Annotated in this window: 18 protein-coding genes; 7 read left to right on the forward strand and 11 right to left on the reverse strand. The window is 39.1% G+C overall.

What is annotated here, in order from left to right:
- Positions 1-46: 46 nt before the first annotated feature.
- The 10 genes from H5090_RS07990 to H5090_RS08035 form a co-directional block, all read right to left on the reverse strand.
- Positions 47-1,219: a polysaccharide lyase family 7 protein gene (locus H5090_RS07990; RefSeq protein ID WP_182695442.1), complete on the reverse strand. Its 1,173-nt coding sequence runs from the start codon at positions 1,217-1,219 to the stop codon at positions 47-49.
- 610 nt (positions 1,220-1,829) lie between these two features.
- Complete coding sequence (rraB, locus tag H5090_RS07995; RefSeq protein ID WP_002961968.1) at positions 1,830-2,165, reverse strand: ribonuclease E inhibitor RraB; 336 nt, start codon at positions 2,163-2,165, stop codon at positions 1,830-1,832.
- On the reverse strand, positions 2,165-2,878 hold the full coding sequence (locus H5090_RS08000) for a 1-acylglycerol-3-phosphate O-acyltransferase (protein WP_182692807.1): 714 nt from the start codon (positions 2,876-2,878) through the stop codon (positions 2,165-2,167). The genes rraB and H5090_RS08000 overlap by 1 nt, the downstream gene beginning before the upstream one ends.
- Before the next feature lie 162 nt (positions 2,879-3,040).
- On the reverse strand, positions 3,041-5,335 hold the full coding sequence (gene parC / locus H5090_RS08005) for a DNA topoisomerase IV subunit A (RefSeq protein ID WP_002961963.1): 2,295 nt from the start codon (positions 5,333-5,335) through the stop codon (positions 3,041-3,043).
- Between the two features lie 10 nt (positions 5,336-5,345).
- On the reverse strand, positions 5,346-6,440 hold the full coding sequence (locus tag H5090_RS08010) for a sorbosone dehydrogenase family protein (RefSeq protein WP_024605067.1): 1,095 nt from the start codon (positions 6,438-6,440) through the stop codon (positions 5,346-5,348).
- Between the two features lie 29 nt (positions 6,441-6,469).
- On the reverse strand, positions 6,470-8,359 hold the full coding sequence (gene parE, locus H5090_RS08015) for a DNA topoisomerase IV subunit B (RefSeq protein WP_002961961.1): 1,890 nt from the start codon (positions 8,357-8,359) through the stop codon (positions 6,470-6,472).
- A gap of 107 nt (positions 8,360-8,466) precedes the next feature.
- A complete protein-coding gene (locus H5090_RS08020) occupies positions 8,467-9,027 on the reverse strand; it encodes a YqiA/YcfP family alpha/beta fold hydrolase (protein WP_002961960.1) in 561 nt (186 codons plus the stop codon).
- Entirely contained in the window at positions 9,012-9,797 is a 786-nt protein-coding gene (locus H5090_RS08025; protein WP_002961959.1) for a metallophosphoesterase, read from the reverse strand. The genes H5090_RS08020 and H5090_RS08025 overlap by 16 nt, the downstream gene beginning before the upstream one ends.
- Positions 9,784-10,242 (reverse strand): DUF1249 domain-containing protein, encoded by a 459-nt coding sequence (locus H5090_RS08030; protein WP_002961958.1) that lies wholly within the window; start codon positions 10,240-10,242, stop codon positions 9,784-9,786. The genes H5090_RS08025 and H5090_RS08030 overlap by 14 nt, the downstream gene beginning before the upstream one ends.
- Positions 10,243-10,268: 26 nt before the next feature.
- Positions 10,269-10,895, reverse strand: coding sequence for an NUDIX domain-containing protein (locus H5090_RS08035; RefSeq protein ID WP_002961957.1), 627 nt, complete (start codon positions 10,893-10,895; stop codon positions 10,269-10,271).
- A 151-nt stretch (positions 10,896-11,046) separates the two neighbouring features.
- Between H5090_RS08035 and tolC the strand changes: the two genes are divergently transcribed.
- From tolC to H5090_RS08050, 3 genes are all read left to right on the forward strand, one after another.
- Positions 11,047-12,402 (forward strand): outer membrane channel protein TolC, encoded by a 1,356-nt coding sequence (gene tolC, locus H5090_RS08040; protein WP_002961956.1) that lies wholly within the window; start codon positions 11,047-11,049, stop codon positions 12,400-12,402.
- Between the two features lie 111 nt (positions 12,403-12,513).
- Positions 12,514-13,443 carry an LpxL/LpxP family Kdo(2)-lipid IV(A) lauroyl/palmitoleoyl acyltransferase gene (lpxL, locus tag H5090_RS08045; protein ID WP_002961955.1) on the forward strand — a complete coding sequence of 310 codons (930 nt, stop codon included), beginning with the start codon at positions 12,514-12,516 and terminating at the stop codon, positions 13,441-13,443.
- A gap of 41 nt (positions 13,444-13,484) precedes the next feature.
- Positions 13,485-14,057, forward strand: a complete 573-nt coding sequence (locus tag H5090_RS08050) for a toxin co-regulated pilus biosynthesis Q family protein (RefSeq protein ID WP_002961954.1) — start codon at positions 13,485-13,487, stop codon at positions 14,055-14,057.
- 58 nt (positions 14,058-14,115) lie between these two features.
- Here H5090_RS08050 and glnE read toward each other — a convergent pair whose 3' ends face one another.
- Positions 14,116-16,911 carry a bifunctional [glutamate--ammonia ligase]-adenylyl-L-tyrosine phosphorylase/[glutamate--ammonia-ligase] adenylyltransferase gene (gene glnE, locus H5090_RS08055; protein WP_182695443.1) on the reverse strand — a complete coding sequence of 932 codons (2,796 nt, stop codon included), beginning with the start codon at positions 16,909-16,911 and terminating at the stop codon, positions 14,116-14,118.
- A gap of 77 nt (positions 16,912-16,988) precedes the next feature.
- On the opposite strand from glnE, the gene H5090_RS08060 reads away from it, so the two are divergent.
- From H5090_RS08060 to gshB, 4 genes are all read left to right on the forward strand, one after another.
- Positions 16,989-17,882: a hypothetical protein gene (locus H5090_RS08060; RefSeq protein ID WP_182695444.1), complete on the forward strand. Its 894-nt coding sequence runs from the start codon at positions 16,989-16,991 to the stop codon at positions 17,880-17,882.
- Positions 17,883-17,947: 65 nt separating this feature from the next.
- Complete coding sequence (locus H5090_RS08065) at positions 17,948-18,448, forward strand: hypothetical protein (RefSeq protein WP_182695445.1); 501 nt, start codon at positions 17,948-17,950, stop codon at positions 18,446-18,448.
- Between the two features lie 68 nt (positions 18,449-18,516).
- Entirely contained in the window at positions 18,517-19,251 is a 735-nt protein-coding gene (gene rsmE, locus H5090_RS08070) for a 16S rRNA (uracil(1498)-N(3))-methyltransferase (protein WP_002961950.1), read from the forward strand.
- A 54-nt stretch (positions 19,252-19,305) separates the two neighbouring features.
- Entirely contained in the window at positions 19,306-20,256 is a 951-nt protein-coding gene (gene gshB / locus H5090_RS08075) for a glutathione synthase (protein ID WP_154903711.1), read from the forward strand.
- Positions 20,257-20,350: the final 94 nt, after the last annotated feature.

Consider the following 20,350-nt stretch of genomic DNA (forward strand, 5'->3'; position numbering starts at 1 on the left):
TATTTAATATGGCCACTCAATTGAGTGGCCATAATTAAGTGGCTACTTAGTTTGTTTGACGGGTATAAGTAACATTAGTCATTGTTACTTTTGATTGGGTAATGCCTAAATCTTCAAAGCAATTTTTGAATGAATTAGAGTTACCTGCTTCACCGCATTTATCTAGAGTATTTGGATCTTGAGACTGTAAGTAGTTACCAAACTTAAAGTAAGATTCAGAATCATCTTCTACAGGAATACCAAACGAATTACCTAGTGCACTTACATCTACATCGCCGTAATTATTTACCACTCGCAAGTTAAATGACTCACCGCTTGTAATAGTACCTAGCGCAAATTTTTCTTCATTGCCACTGGTATTACGCAAACGAACATAGACATCAAAAATGCCATTACCCGCTACGCTGTCGTTAAAACCTGATTCATCAGTATCTGAAACATACACTTTAGAAATAGTCCCAGTATCGCTGGCGTGGTGCTGTGAAATAATTGTTTTACCGCCATCAGACATTTCAACTTTTACAGTTGCTTCAAATACTTCGTAAGACTGTGTCATGGCAACACGCAAGCTTTCTTTTACCTTGTACTCATGACGCCAGCCATTCCCGTTAGGCGTAATATGCTGTGCCTCCAAAGGTACAAACACTAACGTACTATCGTTCACTAACGGGTTAGGGCTATCCCCTTCTAAATCAAAAACACTACCACTTGTAATGCTGCTTGGAATCGTTGTACCGTCTCCAGATCCTGCACCATCATCAGTGCCACCGCCATTATTACTGCCCTCAACTAATGTAAAATTATCAAAGCGTACATCACTTGAGCTATTGTAATGCTTAGCAAATACTTGCAGTGAATTGGTATTCGCTGAAGTAAACGTTTTAGTTACCTTAGTCCAAGACGATACATCAAAGGTTTTGTTTTTAAATAAACCGTTTAAGTCGTTAACCCCAATCTGCCCTTTACCAAGTACATAAGCACTTAACGTATATTCAGTGTTTGGCTGAATATTTACTAATTGATAAACACGTGCAGGACTACCCTGAATTTTTAACGATTTAGATCCGCTATATGCATCAGATGAAATAGCCGCTGGCTCAGTTTCGTTCCAACTACTAAAACCGCTTTCAAAGCCAGGGTTATTAATAGTTGCAGCGTGAGATAACACTGAGGTTGCAGTAATTGCAGTGCAAATAAACAATTTCTTGTGGTTAATCATTATCTTTATTCCTTTAAACCTGAACATAAAAACAACCTAACTACTTAGGTTAGTGAAATTCACTAACACTTAGATCTTACCGCTATACAGGTTTTTAATTGTGTATGAATAGTAATGGTAATTTAAATGGCAAATAAAACTTACCAATTAACATTACCAAAAAGTATACCCGAAGGCGGGATAAAGGTTATATTTATTGTTACCAATATGTCAACACAGTGTGGTACAGCAAACAAGTATTACTTACATCTTTATTACCACTTAAAAACAAATTTAATTTTCAATTTAATCAACACATTAGATTTTATTAAGTAACGAATTAATTTTTAAAAATAAATTTTAATTTCAGACATAAGTACTAAAAAATAAATAACACTGCTTACCAATAATTATGGACAATATTAATTTAGTATGAATAAAAAAATAAAAATAGAGATAAATTAAAGACTAATTTCAAATTGGTAATAACCAGATTTAAATTGGTAATGTACATTTTTGATTTATATAGAGGCTAATGAGTGTATTTAAAGCTTAAACAGGGAGTAAAACTAAAAAAGGCGAGCATTGTTAAATGCTCGCCTTTACTATTTTTCTAATGCTGGGTAATTAATTACTCTTGAAAGTAAGTGCCCCAACCGTCGTATTCAACATCGCACTCAACGGCTAGTTGCGCTAGCTTATCAACGTCTTCCATAATAACGTCTACGTCTAGCTCAGCTTCAACTACAATGTCAAAGCTCCAAATTTTACTGCCATCTTCAAGCTCAAGCTCTGCTGGCTCTTCAACATCGTAGCCTAATTTAAAAGCAGCCAATGCAGCTTGCTCTAGTTTAGGGAAGTCTTCACACACAAAATGGTGTTCTACTTCATAAAGTATTTCAGGATCTGATCCATCTTCAAGTAGTGAACTTACGATGTCTTCACTTATTTCACGCCAGTTTTCCATTATTTTTCTCTCACTTGAGCATCTAATTCAGTTATTTTAGCAGCCATAATGCTATGCACGCTTTTAGCATGCTCACGCGCGCTAATTTCTTTATCAAGCGGTATAGGCGCTAACATTTCGATGTAAATTGTACCATTATCCCAACGATTTAGCTTAATGGTTTTATGTGTTGTATTCATACATACCGGAATTATGGGTACATCTGCGCTCATTGCGGTGTGAAAAGCACCTGTTTTGAACGGTAGCAACCCTCTTCCATAGCTTCGTGTGCCTTCTGGAAACATCCATACAGATAAGCCATTATTTTTAATTTTTTCGGCTGCTTTGGAGATAGTTCCCGCTGCTTTGGAGCGATTCGATCTGTCTATTAATATATTACCCGACAACCAATAAAGCTGACCGAAAAATGGGATCCACTTTAAGCTCTTTTTCCCCAAACTTACGCAGTTTTTAGGCACCATTGCAGGCACTGTAAATAAGTCGTAGCTATTTTGATGATTAGCAACATAAACTGCAGGGCCTGCATCAATTGCATCTTTATGACGTATTAAAACTAATTTAACGCCAATCATTTTAGCCATTGAGCCAAACCAGCCCGCTATAATATGTACATTATTGGGATGAAATGGTCTTATAATCGAAAGTAATAAACCAAAAATACAACTGAATAATATAAACATCAGCATAATAAAAACGCGTATAACAGCTAGCAAATGAGTTTCTCCAAAGATCAATTATGATTATTATAGCGTTATTTTGTGACACAGACGAGTCAATAGCGCACAAGTGTACGCTGAAATATGCAAGCTCTTTATTTTAAAACAAAAACGGCCTGCAAATGCAGACCGTTTTTATTTATACAAAAAAGTAATTGGTTACTCTTCGTTAATGGCTTCTATTGGTTCATCATCTTGTGGGGTTAGCTCAACAACGGCTTCGTCAACACGCTGTAAGCCGCGCGGTAGTTTATTACCCCTACGCCCTCGCTCACCATGATAATGCTCTAAATCACTTGGTTTAAGCGTTAGTTTACGCTTACCAGCATGAAGCGTAACACTGCTTCCTTGTGGCACAACAGCAAGCACTTTTACAAACTCTTCACGGGCTTGTACTTTAGCTCCAGGAATAGAAATAATCTTATTCCCTTTACCTTTGCTAAGTTTTGGTAAGTCACGTAGCGGGAATAAAAGCATGCGGCCTTCGTTAGAAATAGCCATACAGTAATCACTAGCAACATCGTTCACCCTAATAGGAGAAAGTAATATTCCACCCTTAGGGACACTTACCAGCGCTTTACCATTTTTATTTTTACTCACTAAGTCTTTAAAGTCGGTAATAAAGCCGTAACCTGCATCTGACGCCATAAGCAATACTTGCTCGTCTTCACTCATTACCACGTGCTCAAAATTAGCACCTGGTGTTAAGTTAAAACGACCTGTCATTGGCTCCCCTTGGCTACGCGCCGAAGGTAGACTGTGCGCATCGGTTGCAAACGCCCGCCCTGCTGAATCTAAAAATACCGCAGGTTGATTACTCTTACCACGAGCAGAGGCTCTAAAGCCGTCACCTGAGCGATAATTTAAGCCTTGTACATCTAAGTCATGACCTTTACCAACGCGTGCCCAGCCTTTGTCTGATAGCACAACAGTAACTGACTCTGACGGAATTAAATCTTTTTCGTTAAGTGCTTTCGCTTCTGAGCGCTCAATCACTGGCGAGCGACGATCGTCACCGTACATTTCAGCGGCTTCTTGAATTTCTTTTTTAAGCAGTGTCGACATACGACGTTCTGAGCCCAAAATTTGCGCTAATTTATCACGCTCTTTGGCTAGTTCATCTTGCTCACCGCGAATTTTAAACTCTTCAAGTTTTGCTAAATGACGAAGTTTTAATTCTAAAATAGCTTCTGCTTGCGTATCAGTTAAATCAAAGCGCTCCATTAATACAGGCTTTGGTTTGTCTTCGCTGCGGATGATTTCAATCACTTCATCGATATTTAAAAAGGCTGCTAATAAACCTTCTAAAATATGCAAACGTGCTAATACTTTATCTAAACGATACTGCAAACGACGACGCACTGTTTCGCGTCTAAATGTTAGCCACTCACTTAAAATACAGCGCAAGTCTTTAACTTGCGGGCGACCATCTAGGCCTAGCATGTTTAAGTTTACGCGGTAATTTTTTTCAAGATCGGTGGTTGCAAATAAGTGCGCCATTAATGGCTCAGCTTTAATGCGGTTTGAGCGCGGAATAATTACAATACGCGTTGGATTTTCGTGATCTGACTCGTCACGTAAATCAGCAATCATAGGTAATTTTTTAGCGTTCATTTGCGCTGCAATTTGCTCAAGCACTTTACCACCTGAACATTGATGCGGCAGCGCTGTAATAACAATATCGCCATGCTCTTCGGTGTAAACCGCACGCATTTTGATAGACCCACGACCGGTTTTATATATTTTATGAATATCGGCTTTTGGGGTAATTATTTCAGCATCTGTTGGGTAATCTGGTGCATGTACAAGCTCAAGTAATTCTTCAAGCTCTGTTTTTGGTTTATCAAGTAATAAACAACATGCGCTAGCCACTTCACGTACGTTATGTGGCGGAATATCTGTTGCCATACCTACGGCGATACCCGTTATACCATTGAGTAAAATATGCGGTAAACGAGAAGGCAATACTACAGGTTCATCCATGGTGCCATCAAAGTTTGGTGTCCAATCAACAGTGCCTTGGCCAAGCTCTTTAAGCAGAACTTCAGAAAACTTAGATAAACGCGCTTCGGTATAACGCATTGCTGCAAACGATTTAGGGTCATCTGCCGCACCCCAGTTTCCTTGTCCATCTACCAAAGGATAGCGATAAGAAAACGGCTGCGCCATTAATACCATAGCTTCGTAACAGGCACTGTCGCCGTGTGGATGGTACTTACCAAGTACGTCACCCACTGTACGGGCTGATTTTTTGTACTTAGCGTTAGCTGACAAGCCCAGTTCGCTCATCGCATAAATAATACGACGCTGTACTGGTTTTAAACCATCACCTACATGCGGTAAGGCGCGGTCCATGATTACGTACATGGAATAATTTAAATAGGCGTCTTCGGTAAAACGCCCCATTGTTTGTTGCTCAATTCCTTGCATTAGCAAGGTATCTGTATCACTCATTAAAGCTTACCTAGTTTTTCTTATAGCTTACACGGTAGATTACATTGGCGTAATCATCGCTTACTAACAGACTGCCGTCACCTAATTCTGCAAATGCAACAGGGCGTCCAAATGTTGTTTCGTCTTTCATAAAGCCAGTAATAAATGGCGTATATTTAGTTACGCGACCTACTTCGATTGTTGCAAGGCCTACTTTATAGCCTGACTTTTTAGAACGGTTCCATGAGCCATGTTCAGCAACAAATAATTGTTGCTTATAACTTGCTGGAAATTGCTTACCGTTATAAAAATGAATACCTAGTGGCGCTACATGCGCTGGAAGTGCAAGTGCTGGCGATGTGTAATCGGCAATGTTTTTACCTTCACCAAACTCAGGGTCAATAATTGCACCGGCATGAACATACGGAAAGCCAAAATGCTCACCTTCTTGCGTTGCACGGTTTAACTCATCAGGCGGAATATCATCGCCCATCATGTCGCGACCATTATCGCTAAACCATAAGGCTTGTGTAGCAGGATGAAAATCAAAACCCACTGTGTTTCTAACGCCTTTAGCTATTGTTTTTATTTGTTTTGTTTCTACATTAAGGGCAAAAATACGACCAAAACGCTCATCCTCAGCACAAATATTACACGGTACACCCACCGGAATGATTAATTCTCCCGTTGGTGCAAAACGTAAAAATTTCCAACCATGATGACGCTCACTCGGTAGTTTGTTATAGACCACATCAAACTTTGGATCTTTTAATTGGGTATCAATATTTTTAAAGCGAATAATACGATGCACTTCGCCTACATATAAATCGCCATCTTTAATTGCTATGCCAGAGGGCATGTTTAAGCCTTTAGCCACAACAATTTTTTTATCTGCTACGCCGTCGCTATTGTGATCAATAAGCGCATATACGTTGCCTGCTTTACGAGAGCCAACATACACAATACCTTTTTTTGAAACGGCTATTTGACGTGCATTTTCTACATCATTTGCAAATAAACTAATTTCAAACCCAGGTGCTACGGTGAGCTTATCAAGTATATTTTTAGCCATTGCAGGAGCGCTAGTCAGCCCAAGTAACAGCAAACTTCCTAGTAATTTTTTCATTCGTCTCTCCTAGTGTTAGGCACAAGCAATTAAACGAGCGCCTTGTTACCATGATCTTCTAACCATTGACGACGATCAGGCGATCGTTTTTTAGCAAGTAGCATATCCATCATTTCCATGGTTTCTACTTCTTCATCAAGCGTAAGCTGCACTAAGCGTCGTGTATTAGGATCCATAGTGGTTTCACGAAGCTGTAACGGATTCATTTCACCCAGACCTTTGAATCGTTGTACGTTTACTTTTCCGCGTTTTTTCTCGGCTTCTATGCGCGCCAAAATAGCGGTTTTCTCTTCTTCATCTAGGGCGTAATAAACTTCTTTGCCAATATCTATTCTAAATAATGGCGGCATTGCAACATACACATGCCCTGTTTTTACTAATTCTGGAAAATGACGAACAAACAGTGCACATAACAATGTTGCAATGTGTAATCCATCCGAGTCAGCATCGGCCAGTATACAAATCTTATTGTAACGCAGTCCCGACATATCTGTTGATTCTGGGTCAATACCCAGTGCCACTGAAATATCATGTACTTCTTGTGATGCTAGTATTTGCCCCGACTCTACTTCCCAGGTATTTAAAATTTTACCACGTAGCGGCATAATTGCCTGAAATTCACGGTCTCGCGCTTGTTTAGCAGAACCACCAGCAGAATCACCTTCCACTAAAAACAGCTCGGTTCGGTCATTATCGGCAGCACTACAATCGGTCAATTTACCTGGTAATGCAGGCCCTGCAGTAACTCGTTTACGTACGACTTTTTTAGCTGCACGCAAACGGCTTTGCGCGTTTGAAATACATAACTCAGCTAATAATTCTGCGGTATCGGTATGTTCATTTAGCCATAAACTAAACGAATCTTTTACAACACCCGATACAAATGCGGCACATGAACGTGATGAAAGTTTTTCTTTGGTTTGCCCTGCAAATTGTGGATCTTGCATTTTAACCGACAATACGTAACTACAACGCTCCCAAATATCATCCGGTGTTAGCTTTACGCCACGAGGTAGTAAATTTCTAAACTCACAAAACTCTCGCATTGCTTCAAGCAAGCCTTGGCGCAGACCATTTACATGTGTACCACCTTGCGCAGTAGGAATTAAGTTTACGTAGCTTTCCGCTATTGATTCGCCACCTTCAGGTAGCCATACAACAGCCCAATCAGCGCCTTCAATTGAGCTTTTAAATTCACCTACAAATGGGTCTTGCGGTAATGTTTCAAACCCTTTAACGGCTTCAATTAGGTAATCTTTTAAGCCAGTTTCGTAAAACCATTCTTTGGTTTCTTTTGTTTGCTTATTAACAAACTTAATACGCAGTCCTGGGCATAAGACCGCTTTGGCTTTTAATAAATGATTAAGCTTGGTAATTGAGTAGTTTGGTGAATCAAAGTAGCTAACATCAGCCCAAAAACGAACGGTGGTACCTGTATTGCGCTTACCAACAGTACCAATTACGCTCAAATCTTCTACTTTATCGCCATTTTCAAATGCCATTCTGTATTGTTGAGCGTCGCGCCTTACGGTTACTTCTACACGGGTAGATAACGCATTTACTACAGAAATACCTACACCGTGTAAACCACCCGAAAATTGGTAGTTTTTATTAGAAAACTTACCACCGGCGTGTAACTTAGTGAAGATTAGTTCAACCCCAGGGATACCTTCCTCAGGGTGAATATCAATAGGCATACCACGTCCGTCATCGCTCACTTCGAGCGAGTTATCTTCGTGGAGAATTACGTCGATACGAGTAGCGTGGCCCGCCATAGCTTCATCGACACTGTTATCGATAACCTCTTGGCCTAAATGGTTTGGGCGTACGGTATCGGTGTACATCCCTGGGCGTCGTTTTACCGGATCTAATCCATTAAGTACTTCAATGGCTTCGGCGTTATAATTTTGATCACTCATAGTTTTTGTCTTTATATCCGCTAAGGCTCTAATACGTTTACTAGTTTTATTGTTATATGCGCTAAAGCGTTAATATAGTAACTAACCTCAGTTCAGGCTAACTAGTTTTACGTGATTTTAAGAAAATCTACAATACTTGCAAAGGTGCGTTCAAATTCAACGTAGCTATGATCGCCACCGAACTCTATCAATTGCTTGCATTGCGAATAATATTTTACTGCGTGTTGAAAGTTCAACACTTCATCTCCTGTTTGCTGCAATAAATACAGTAACTCAGGATGTGCTAATTTATCTACAGCGAGTAATTTCAGCGCCTCAATATGACTGTTATTTAAATCGTAATGATAATCTTGATACGGATTATAATTAGGCCCAAGTAACGACTGTAATAAATTATAGGGTGCGACCGCGGGATTAATGACCACTGCAGGAATTTGATAACGCTGCGATAAATACGTGGCAAAAAAACCACCTAACGAGCTACCTAATAAAACGGTATCTGGCGTTAGTAATTGTTCAAGCTCAATTATAGCTTGTAGGGGCTCGTGGTTTAAGTTCGGTACACAATAATCAACGTCATAGTTTGCCATAAGCTCACCAAAGCGCACAGCTTTATATGATTTTTGTGAACTATTAAAGCCATGAATATAAATTACGCGCTTAGCCATACCACTTCCGTTTTTACTTCGACTTTATCTTTTTTACTCTTTATATTTAGCATTCTGTAAGCAGGCCCTGCATTTTTTTGCTCCCACTTTGGAGTGTATTTTACAAACTGGACTGAACTGGCAGGACTTGCATATATAGGCAAGCCTCTAAAGTTTTGTTCATAATCGTTGTGTACATGACCATGAAAAAGCGCAGATACATTATTACTATTAACTAAAATATTTAAAAGCTGTGGACCATTTTCTAATAAGTGCTTATCAAGATAGCCATTTATTGGCAGCGGATTATGATGACAAAAGATAACTTTACTATTATTCGAGTTGACTAAAGTATCAGTTATTTCATCTAAATGCGCGCCAGTAACCCATCCTGCGGGCGTGGGCCCTTTAGAATTAATAAGAAGCAGCTCAACCCCGTTAGCAATAATATGTTTAGCCGAATTTATTTTTCCGCCACTTATGCGATTAAGCATTACTAGTTCATCATGATTACCTGGTACCCAAAATACAGGGCAAGTGATGTCACTGGCATTTATAAGTTCACTAAATAATAAGTACGATTCGAAACTATGGTCTTGTGTTAAATCACCACCAAAAATTACGCAATCTACTGGCTGCTCAGCGATGTGTGCCAAAGCTTGTTCAAAATGAGCTGCAGTATTTGCATTAAAATATTCACCATTTTTATCTGCAAATAAATGGCTGTCGGTAATATGCGCAATGCACAAAGATGATTTATCAAATGTATATGTATCATCAAACCAAGCCATTATTTACATCCCAATTTAATGTTGCTTGCCCGTGCTCTACACAGGCCACTAACCAGTCGTATAAAAAAGCATTAAGTTGATACTTTTCATCTTTTTGATGCATTTTAGGGTTGGGGTATCCGTACGATGGTTTTATGCGTTGATGGTAATCGTGATGAATAATTTCAGCTACTTTCGCATCATGATACAAGCGAGCCGTTAAATACAGCGGCGCTATCCCTTTAACCATTCCTGTTAGCTGCTTAATTGAAATATCCATAGTGTATTTTGCGCTGCCATCAATTTTTGTAGCAAATTCACTGTTGCCAAGTTTTACTTCACGAATGCTTCCTATATTGCGCTCGCTCGGTAACAACTTTAATAGTCGCACATAGTTATGCTCACAAAGTGTTAAATACTTTGGGAGGCTTTGAATATATCGATTTGTTGCTAATTGTGCTGTCAAAGTTCCGCCATAATATTAGTAAGAGTTTATGCCCATTTGCTTGCCATTTTTTCGCGATTTAGCGCAAGCCACTGCATACAAATAACCGTTGCCGCATTATCCATTTCACCGTTATTGAGGCGCATTAGCGCATCATCAACCGATAAAATATGAGTTTTTATATCCTCGCCTTCAGTTTCAAGACCATATACACCTGATTTCACTTGGCTTAAATCAGCACGCGCTAAATATAAATGTAAGCGCTCAGTTGTACCACCAGGGCTTGATAGGTATGAAAGCATAAATTCAAGTTCAGTTAATTCAAGCCCAGCTTCTTCATACGCTTCTTTTTTTACAACTGATTCGTAATCCGTACTGCCGTCAGTCATTCCGGCTATACATTCTAGTAGCCACGGCGAGTGCTTACTTTTAATAGCGCCAATACGTATTTGCTCAATTAAAAGAACAGTATCTGATATTGGGTCATAAGGGAGTACTGCAATTGCATCGCCACGTTCTAATATTTCTCGGCTAATTAGCTCTGATTTTCCACCCGCAAAAAGAGCATGTTCAAACTGGTATAAATCAACCTGAAAAAAACCTTTATAAAGGTTTTTTATTGGCTTTAAATTTACATCTTTATGTGTAAATTGAACGAGCTTTTTATCAACCACGTGCCTACCTCCTACTTATCTAAAGCTTTAAAATGCGTTAATATATTCTGTTACACTTGAACATACTGTTTTACTAATTATTTTTTTTGTTATGCAGTAAAACAGGTTAACATGCTTTTAGTACAAAAATTGTCTAAGGACCGAACCCCACATGAAAAAGAACATTCTTGCGGCGCTAGTTAGTTTATCATGCGCATTAGGTGCAACAGCAGTGAAAGCTGAAGATTTACTACAAGTTTTTGAAATAGCGACAGCTAACGATCCTACTGTTTTAAAAGCAAAAGCCCAAGCCGATGCGCAGTCTTACCAAAGCGATTTGGCGATGAGTGCACTATTACCTCAAATTGGTTTAACTATGGGTTATACGAAAAGCGATGCAACGTCGTACCAAAGCGTTGGCGACTTATCTAACCAAGTAAAAGTTGAAAGTGATACAGACCAATTCTCTCGCGGTGTAAGTTTAAGCCAAACATTATTTGATTTAGGTGCTTGGAACACTTTAGATATTGCCGATAAGCAAGCTCTACAAGCAAGCGGCCTATATGATGCAGCTAAACAAAATTTAATTGTACGCGTTGCTGAAGGTTATTTTAACGTATTAAGTGCCAGTGATAACCTTGAATTTGTCGAAGCTGAAAAACGTGCCATTGCACGTCAACTTGAGCAAACAAAACAACGTTATGCAGTAGGTTTAACAGCTATAACAGACGTACACGAAGCACAAGCTCAGTTTGATAACTCAGTAGCCCAAGAAATTATTGCCAGTAATGCTGTAGAAACTGCACGCGAGCAACTTCGTGAGATAACTGGTAAATATCACGAAAAATTAGACTTTTTAAATACAGATACTTTCTCAACAACTAAGCCAACTAAGCGCTCAAGCGACTTTGTTAAAGTAGCTGAAGATAAAAATATCAACTTACAAGTCTCTAAAGTAACGGTTGATATTGCAAAAGATCAAATTGAATTAGCAAAAGCAGGTCATTATCCAAAACTAACTCTAAGTGCAAGTTATGGTGACTCTCTTACAGACACTCAAATAAATGGCGCTAATTTTGATGACCAACCGCGTTCAGACTCAAGCTCTGTTGGGCTTAACTTTAGCGTACCTTTATATTCAGGTGGCGCAACGGTTGCTGCAACTAACCAAGCGCGTGCGTTTTACGTATCAGCGAGCCAAGATTATGAAACAAATTACCGCGCAGTCACTCGCACAGTAATTACATCTTATAATCAAGTTGTTTCAGATATTGCGACTTACAAAGCGCTAGAGCAAGCGGTTGTTTCAGCTCAAAGTGCCCTTAAAGCAACTGAAGCCGGTTTTGAAGTAGGTACTCGTACCATTGTTGACGTACTAGTGAGTACGCAAAATTTATACGATGCAAAACGTAACCTTGCTGATGTGCGTTACCGTTATGTGTTATCTACCCTTCGCTTAAAACAAGCTGCGGGTACACTAACAAGTGAAGATTTGGTTGCTATAAACCAAGGTTTAAAATCAGCTTAACTTTTACAGCTAAACATAATATAGATTTATTCGAAGCCAGCATGTAGCTGGCTTTTTGTATTTTATAGCGCTTAGCGTTAAACTATCGTTTTTATTCTCAGAGAGATTTTTGTGGTCACCTCATCTCCTTTTAAAGCATCTTTTTTAGGCCCTCGATACTGGCTAACGTGGGTTGGCGTTTTATTTTTATACTTAATTTCTTGGCTACCACAAAAGCTACAGCTGGCAATGGGTAAGCAACTTGGCCGCTTAGTCCATAAATTTATGAAGCGCCGTCGCCATATTGCAGAAGTAAATATTAAGCTGTGTTTTCCTGATATGAGCGAAGCAGATCAAAAAGACCTTGTACTCAAAAATATGGAAAACACCGGCATTGCAATGGTTGAAACCGGCATGGCTTGGTGGTGGCCGCAGTGGCGAGTAAAAAGTGTATATGGCTCAATCAAAGGTTTGGAACACTTTGAGCGCGTACAGGCATCTGGTAAAGGTGTTTTATTACTTGTACCTCATATTCTGCATCTTGAAATGGCGAGTCGTGTAATGGGATTAAAATGCCAAGGTTTAGGCTTTTACCGCCCTCACAACAACGCTCTAATGGAATACTTTACAACTAATGGCCGCCTTCGTTCTAACGAATACCTAATTGGCCGAAAAGATGTAAAAGGTTTACTAAAATCATTAAAAAACAAAAAAGTATGCTATTACTTACCTGACCAAGATTACGGCCGTAACCGCTGTGAGTTTGTGCCATTTTACGCCGTCCCTGACACAGCAACGACAACAGGTACTCTTATGTTTGCTGGCAGTAAAAACTGCGAAACTATGAGCTTAATCTCGCGTCGTGACGAAAATGGAAAGTATCATTTAGAGGTAGTACCTGAGCTTGAAAACTTCCCAAGTGGTGATGATAAGGCTGATGTAACACGTGTAAATCAACGCATGGAACAATCTGTTAATGCAGCACCAGAGCAATACATGTGGCTACACCGTCGCTTTAAAACTCGACCGGATAAAAATACCCCTTCTTTTTACAAAAAGTAATGGTATAACAATAATAGGAACAAATAAGGTGGGTAATAATCATGTGGTTTTGGATTAGACATTTATCATTTGCAGCCGTGCTAATAGCACTCGCCGTATACTTCTTAGTGGGTGATGGTTCTGTATTTGATATTAAAAAATCTAAAAATGCAGCCGCCGAAGGATTATCACGCTTTTACTCCTCCATTCGTAACCAAGTAAAAAGTAATAAAGAACGAGATCAATTTGTTTTAAAACTTAAAACACCAGAACAAACCTTGGATAGAGTATTGGCTGAACGTGCGCGAACAGTAGATCCAATGCCTACAAATTGGACTGGAGAAGTTGAACCTAGGCGCTTTGAAAATGGCACAACTCTTAAAGATGTACTTAATCAATATGCTAAAAACGAGGGGATTGAGCTCTACTGGTACTTAAGTAAAGATTACGTAGTTAAAGATCATTTTAGAGTAGACAGTAACTTTACTTCAGCACTGTACCAAATTGGGCGCGCTATAAATGATGACTTTGAGCATGAGGTTTATACTTACTTTTGCCATAAACAAAGAGCAGCGGTTATTACCGAGTTACCATCAGAATTTGTACGTACAAACTGTTTAAAACTAAAGGTTTAAGGGTTTAAGGGTTTACACGTACATAGACCCAAGCAAGCACTTGGGTTTTCAATTCAATTCAATTCAATTCAAAAATACTATTCCAAATATTAGTTACGTTAGTAATATCTTGTAAAAACGTTTCTCGCGGGATCAATTTGCCTTTTTGCTCCAAGCTCAACACGTGATAACACGAGCGATAATCAATATACGCTTTTATCAACTGCTGCTTTTGCTCTTTAGTAATACAACCTATATTTGCCGCATCCGTTAATATCCTTACGTTATCTGAGTAAACTGTAAGCTGTTCAAACTCGTTTGCGTGTTTAAGTACTAAATATTGCGTAATAAACTCAATATCAGCCATGCCACCAACATCTTGTTTTAAATCAAATTTCTCAGCATTTCCCTTCGCTAGATGGTCGCGCATTTTTTCGCGCATTTTTATTACATCAGCTTTTAGCACGGTATCATCGCGTTGCTGGCAAAGTATATTTTTACGAATTTGTGAAAAACGATCTATCAGATCGTTTTGACCTAAAATTAATCGAGCCCGAACAAGTGCTTGATGCTCCCACGTCCATGCTTGAGTTTGCTGATAGTGATTAAAGCTCTCTAAATTGATAGCCAATAAACCAGAGGCTCCTTCAGGACGTAATCGTGTATCAAGCTCGTATAAAATGCCCGATGCAGTACGGGTATTAAATAAATGCATTAGGCGCTGAGCGAGCTTTAAATAAAACTGGCGAGAATCTATCGGTTTTTCACCATTAGTTAAGCTTGAGCCATCATGATTATGCACAAACACCAAATCTAGATCTGAGTCGTACCCGACTTCTAAGCCACCTGTTTTACCATATGCAATAACAGCAAAACCTTTATTTTCATCATCTGTGCCAGGGGGCATACCAAAGCGCTTAACAGTGTTATGCCATGCAATATTAACAGCTTGGTCAACAATCGCCTCTGCCAGTACGGTTAAATGATCGCTTACTTTCATTACGTCAAGAACACCGGTTGCATCGGCGGCAGCAATTCGTAATTGATGCGTTTGCTTAAATTGCCTAAGCGACTCCATTTGCAGTTCTAAATCGTCATGCTCTATTCGTAAAAAATACTGTCTTATTTCATCTTTATACGCTGTGAGCGGGGTTGGCTTATAAAGAACTGCGGGGTCTATTAGTTCATCAAGTAATATGGGGTAGCGAGAAATATGCTCCCCTATCCATTTGCTATGACAACACAGTAAAACAAGTTGCTTTAATGCACCTTGGTTTTCGTAAAGCAATTCTAAATAGGCAGTACGCGAAATTATCTTATTAAAAATTTGGCAAACCATTGTGAAAGCTGCTGCACTGGCATTAAAGTCATTTAATTGATTTAGTAAAACAGGCATTAACTTATCAAGAGTGTCACGCCCTCGGTTACCTATATTTACCTTAGACAGCCTTAATTTAAAATCGTTAAGGGGTGCTTGCCATTCATCTCTGGCCTCTTTTAAAAAGCTCACATCACCATGATCCCAAGCACTAATAAATGCGCCTTCACAGGTATCAAGTGGCACGGTTTCCTCGCCAATCACAAGTGCAAACTCACCGTTAACTTGTTTCATCACCTTTTCTATAGTGTTTAAAGTGGCAGAAAAATCAGCTTGTTCTAATAATAAATTTAAGCGCTGCTGATTCAATTCATCATCGGGGAGTGTTTGCGTTTGCTGATCGTCAAATATTTGAAGGTACTGCTCAACTTTACGTAAATAAAGGTAATTGCGCCTCAGCTCGCTTGCTTCTTGCTCATCTATAACTTGGTTAAGTGCCAACTCATTTAATGCTTTGAGTAAAGATTGGGTTTGTAAATTAGCCTCTCGCCCACCTCTTACCATTTGCAGGGCTTGCACTATAAATTCAACTTCACGAATACCACCAGCGCCTAGTTTTATATTATTAGTTAAGCGTTTACGGCGAACCTCTTGTGCAATCATTAACTTCATTTTACGCAAGGATTCAATCACCGAAAAATCAATATACCGGCGGTAAACAAACGGCTTTAAAAGCTTAATAAATTCATCCCAATACTTATTAGGAGTGCCAATTAAGCGCCCTTTTAACATGGCGTAGCGTTCCCAGTCGCGCCCTTGTTCTTGGTAGTAATCTTCAATAGCATTAAAGCTCATAACCAAAGGGCCGCTTTCGCCAAACGGGCGTAGGCGCATATCAACTCTAAATACTTGCCCATCACCGGTGGCTTGGTTAAGTGCTGCAATCAGTTTTTGTGCAACTTTGGTATAAAATACTTGGGCATCAAGGCTTCTGCGGCCACCTTGGGTTTTTGTGCTGCGTGGATACGCAAAAATAAGATCAATATCAGAGGAATAATTTAGCTCCTGTCCGCCAAGCTTCCCCATCCCCAATACCATTAGCGGCATTACTTGGTTTTGCTCATCAAGCGGTTCACCATTTACTTTTGCCACCTGTGCATGCGCCCATTGGTTGGCGCTATTAATTAACATGTCAGCCAGTTGGCTTATGTAATTAATACTATCGGCAATGGGATTATTACAGCATAAATCTAAAAAGGCGACTTTAAGCCAGTACTTTTCACGATATTGACGAAGTACTTTATGACACTGTGCTTCATCAAGGTCAGCTAAATTCAGGTTTTTAAAAGGAGAGTCTATTACTCTATTTTGTATTTCGTCTTTGCATAATAGCCAGGTATTTAAATCAGGTTGTGACTCTAAACTGCGCCAAGCAAAGTCGCTTAATGCTAATAACCTTACAACTTCACTTTGTTTACTTTGCTGCGGGTATAACTGTTCAAAGCGCATCAAGCCAAGTTTTTGTAATTGAATAGGAAGTTGCTTTACGTTACTCATCAATCCTCTCTTTTATATCATCAATAACCGTACTAGAATGATTAAAACCTAGAAAGGTTAACTTAATTAGGATCACCATGTCATATTTGTCTTTATCTAACACTAGTTTTATTGCGATTGCCATTAGTTTTGCGGTTATTTGCATAACTATTTTTTGTTTACGAGTTGTCACTCAAATCAAAGCAAAACAAGCGCTTAAAGATGAGTTAGCGCAACACGACAACTTTGCCATGGGTATTAGTTTTGCATCTGAAATATCGGTTGTTATAGCCACTATAGCCTTTTTATTTGACGAAATAAGCGTAAGCACTGCACAGTTAAACCCGTTAAAAGTATTAATTATTATTGTTCTCTTATTCACTTTTATAAAAGTGGGCCATTTAATTCACAGAAAATGGATACTCCACAGGTTTAATGAAGAAGCTGCCATACTAAAACAAAATGTATGTGCTGCATTGGTAGACTCAGGAATGTTAATCGCTAACTGTATTATTGCTCTGGGCTTGTACACGTGGACGCACACCCAAGGGTTTAGCAACTTACTTATTGCTTGCGTTAGCTTTTTTACACTTCAGGGGATGTTTGCACTTGATAGCAAAATACGAGAACACCGTTTTGCAAAAGCAAACCAAGGTGCGTCACTACAAAGTAACTTTAACCTAGAAAATACATCTATTGGTATAAGATATGCTGGAAAATCAATTGGCTTAGCGTTGGCTGTATATGCTGGTTTATCTAGCGCAGCATTTCAAAACGGTAAAATGGTTGAAAACATATTTACACTTGTAATGCATTGCGGTGTAATGTGGATACTACTTTACGGCTTAACGTATGTGATAAAAGTTATCTCTTTACCAAATATTGATACGGCTCTTGAAATAGACCATCAAGATAATATTGGGGTAGCATGCATAGAATTTGCTGTTTTTTGTGCTATAGGTTATTTACTTATTAGTATGTTTTCTCTTTAGACCTTTTTTACTGAAAATACAGCAATTAAAACGTCTGCATTTAAGTAATAATGGTAATTACTTAGATGCAACAAGGTCCTAGCTCTATGCCGCCTGTAATAACGAACTATTTGTTAATTGACATAGACAACGAATTTAGCCGCGCATTTGCCGAATACTATGTAAATAGTAATGGCATAACAAAAGCGAGTACACTTATTGCTGCAGGCAGTAATACCCGCCAATTAGTAAAAATGATGTTTGACGAGCTTATTAAAGACTACAGTTATTGCGATCTTGAAAACGAAATAAGCGTTTCTGAGTTAATTAATTATTTAAAAGATCATCACGATTTACACGGAGTCCTTTTCAATAGCACCGATTATTTACTCGCAAGTGATAAGCAGCGCTTTATTTATAACTCCTTACATGAAGAACGCTTTTTAATAAATCTTGATGATACAGGCTATACACTCAGCCGGGTTACCGACGAGACGTTAACGGAACCTTCGCAAAATCATCACGATATAGCACACACCCCACAAGATTTAATAGATCTCGCCGAACAACTTAATAAAAATAAATAATTGCGCACAGCCCCCAGCTTACTTACCATAGCAATATATATTTTACGCTATGTAGTAAGTGACGCCCTATGCGAGTTCCTCATATTTATCAAACATCGAGTATTGCCCTAAACACCCCTGTAACTTTAGATGACGATGCTGCAGGGCATATTGGCAGAGTGCTGCGCATGAAAGTAGGCGAGCATGTATCTATTTTTAATGGCGAAGGTGGCGAATACCTTAGTGAAATAATTGAGGTAACAAAAAAAACAGTCGTCGTAATGCCATTAGAACTTAACCCTCACGATGTAGAATCTCCACTTAAAATTCATTTAGGTCAATGTGTATCTCGTGGTGATAAGATGGATTTTACAATTCAAAAGTCAGTTGAACTAGGTATTACCGAAATCACCCCTATTTTTAGTCAGCGCTGTGGTGTGAAACTAATGGGCGATCGTCTTGAGAAAAAACACCAACAATGGCAAAAAATTGCAATTGCTGCGGCTGAGCAGTCAGGGCGTAATTTTGTGCCAATTATTCACCCACCTATAGATTTAAAACAATGGCTTGCACAACAAACCGATGCAATTAAGCTCACTCTTCACCCTCGTGCTGAGCACAGCATTAAAACCATTACGGTACCTAAAGATGGCGTACGCTTTTTAGTAGGCCCAGAAGGTGGCTTTACCGACGATGAAATGGCACTAACCAAACAACTAGAGTTTGTAGATATTCGCTTAGGCCCGCGCGTTTTACGAACGGAAACAGCCGCTTTAACGGTCTTAAGTGCATTACAACTTCAATTTGGCGATTTAGCTAATTGAAATAACTAAAAGCACCCTCATATAAACAGTAACATTTATAGTAAGGCACAGCGCATGGCAATTAAGTTAGGTATTATTTCAGATCCTATTAGTGGATTTAACATCAAAAAAGACACCGGTTTTGCAATGATGATGCAAGCGCAAGAACGTGGCTACGAAATTTATTATATGGAGATGGACGATTTATCTCTTCGTAAAGGCAAGTCGTACGCTACAGCGTCTAAAGCGCAAGTGTTTAATAATGCAGAAAAATGGTATGAGCTTGAAGAAAAAGCCACTATAGCCCTTGCCGATCTTGACGTAATTTTAATGCGTAAAGACCCTCCTTTTGATACTGAATACATTTACGCGACGTATATTTTAGAACGTGCTGAACAAGAAGGTACGTTAATAATTAACAAGCCACAAAGCCTTCGCGATGCTAACGAAAAGCTGTTTACAGCATGGTTTAGCGAGCATACGCCAGACACACTTGTTACACGTAGCCAAAAACAAATTCGTGAATTTTTAGCACAGCATAAAGACATTATTTTAAAGCCGCTTGATGGCATGGGTGGCGCATCGATTTTTCGCATCAGAGAAGACGATGCCAACATTGGTGTAATTTGTGAAACGTTAACCGAGCACGGCAGCCGCTTCGCAATGGTGCAAAATTACATTCCAGAGATCAAACAAGGCGATAAGCGCGTACTAGTAGTTGATGGCGAAGTTATTCCATATTGTTTAGCGCGTATACCACAAAATGGTGAAACACGCGGTAATTTGGCTGCAGGCGGTCGAGGTGAAGCCCGTCCACTTAGCGAATCAGATTTAAAAATAGCGCAAGCTGTTGCACCAACGCTCAAAGAAAAAGGCTTAATATTTGTAGGTTTAGATATTATTGGCGATAAATTAACTGAAATTAACGTAACTGCACCAACGTGCGTACGCGAAATTGAAGCTGCTTATGATATTTCTATCACAGGTATTTTATTTGATGCAATTGAGCGTAAATTAGGTAAGTAATTACCACAATAAAAAGCCCATTAGTTTAAGCCTTTCATGCAATTAATGGGCTTTTTATGTCAATTTAAATAACTATGCCATACTCAAAGTTCAT

Source organism: Pseudoalteromonas sp. SR43-5, from assembly GCF_014163835.1.
In the GTDB taxonomy this organism is placed as follows: Bacteria; Pseudomonadota; Gammaproteobacteria; order Enterobacterales; family Alteromonadaceae; genus Pseudoalteromonas; species Pseudoalteromonas distincta.